The sequence below is a fragment of the Microcystis sp. M53603_WE2 genome (genome assembly GCF_030065435.1).
The window spans coordinates 1-1453 of record NZ_JASJFF010001176.1 but is presented as its reverse complement, the minus strand read 5'-3'; the positions used below and the strand labels follow the sequence as shown (position 1 = coordinate 1453).

Sequence of the window (1453 nt, the reverse complement as noted above, 5' to 3'; positions counted from 1 at the left end):
AGACTTAATTGATTAGTTCGCTCTAGATAAAAAACAATTGACAAAAATCGCTAAATGCCTTTCTATATAAGGGTTCCATCCCTTATAACCCCCGTCCATTGCATAACACAAACCGAAGAGCCCTTTTTTAGCTATAATCAAGTCATAGTAGGCTTTCACGTCAAAATACGCCCATGGCAGAAACGACCCCATCCGCATGAACGCGAGTTCTTGGGAAGAAGCTACGGACATCGATTATTTTATCACGAATGTCCAGGCGGAAAAAGTAACCCCGCAGTGGCTAGTAGAAACTTACTCGCCAAGAAATTGGGTAGAAGTTTTCTATCGAGAGGCGAAAGGATGGTTGGGGCTAAGAGAATATCAGGTTCGCGAGAAAGAAAGCCTTCTTCGCCATTTTATCCTGGTGTTTTGTGCCTACACTTTTATTCTCTGGCATCACTTAACTGGGGGGCTACAAAGACGATGGGCGAATAAACCTCTGGAGACGTTTACCGATGCGTTGGAGGCTTTTCGTACAGCGATGTCTTTTCGTTTTTTCACTTGGCTAACGCAGAATATTGATGTCTTTACCTCTCACAAAGCGGCTTTGGGCTACATTTGGGCTTAAAATTTGTTTAAGTCCCAGTAGTCATTTTTAGGCAGTGGTTTCAAAATATCTTTCATGAGTTTTGGAAAATTTATTAGCATATTTTATGATCTCCTTGAGGTTTATCTTTACTTCTACATCCTATCTATAATAGGCGTTTTTGTGTGACTTTTTACGACGTTCAACACTTCTGGCAGTTATCTTAACGGTGAGATAGGAAGTTTTGGTTTTGGGGAGTCGGTCGTCTATACCAAATTAGGTTATACTTCATCTTGGTAAGAAACGCTGTCATCTACCCAAACACCTAGAAACAATTGCTATTTTTCCTCAGATTGACAATAGTTCTAATTGTCTCCCCTCTAGGTCTTTAATCCTGATATTTTCTTGAGAATCTCTGGATAAATTTAAAGTTTTAATCACCTCTTTTGCCACCGCTTTTACCACCGGAATGGCCACAGAATTACCGAACTGTTTATAAGCTTGGACATCGCTGACAACAATCTGAAAACTATCGGGAAATCCCTGTAATCTTGCCCATTCTCTGGGAGTCATTCTGCGGACGAATAACTTATTTACCTCTCCTTTAATGCGAGTAACGGGAGTAAAATTAGTCAGTCTTTTATTGATAACTAAATTTCTTTCTTTTCCCATACCTCCCACCACAATAGCATTAGCGATACCATCGGGAGAAATAATCTCATAACCGAACCCATTACCTTTATTTTGGTGTCTATCCTTGTGTTTAAACAAAGTTTCTAAATACTGATTAGAGAGATAATATTTAACGCTGACTTCCTTTTCTTCTAGGATATCTTTGAGACAAGTTTCTTGATGGGTTGGTTGAGGATAGGAAAAATGGTAAATATT

1 protein-coding gene and 1 pseudogene are annotated in these 1453 nt (G+C 39.2%); one reads left to right on the top strand and one right to left on the bottom strand.

Annotation, left to right across the window (positions count from 1 at the left end; genetic code table 11):
• Nucleotides 1-178: 178 nt before the first annotated feature.
• Nucleotides 179-607: pseudogene (locus PX481_RS24655) on the top strand (transposase); the annotation flags it as partial.
• Nucleotides 608-913: 306 nt separating this feature from the next.
• Here PX481_RS24655 and PX481_RS24650 read toward each other — a convergent pair.
• On the bottom strand, nucleotides 914-1453 hold a 540-nt coding region (locus PX481_RS24650; RefSeq protein WP_288096570.1), incomplete at its 5' end, for a DNA cytosine methyltransferase.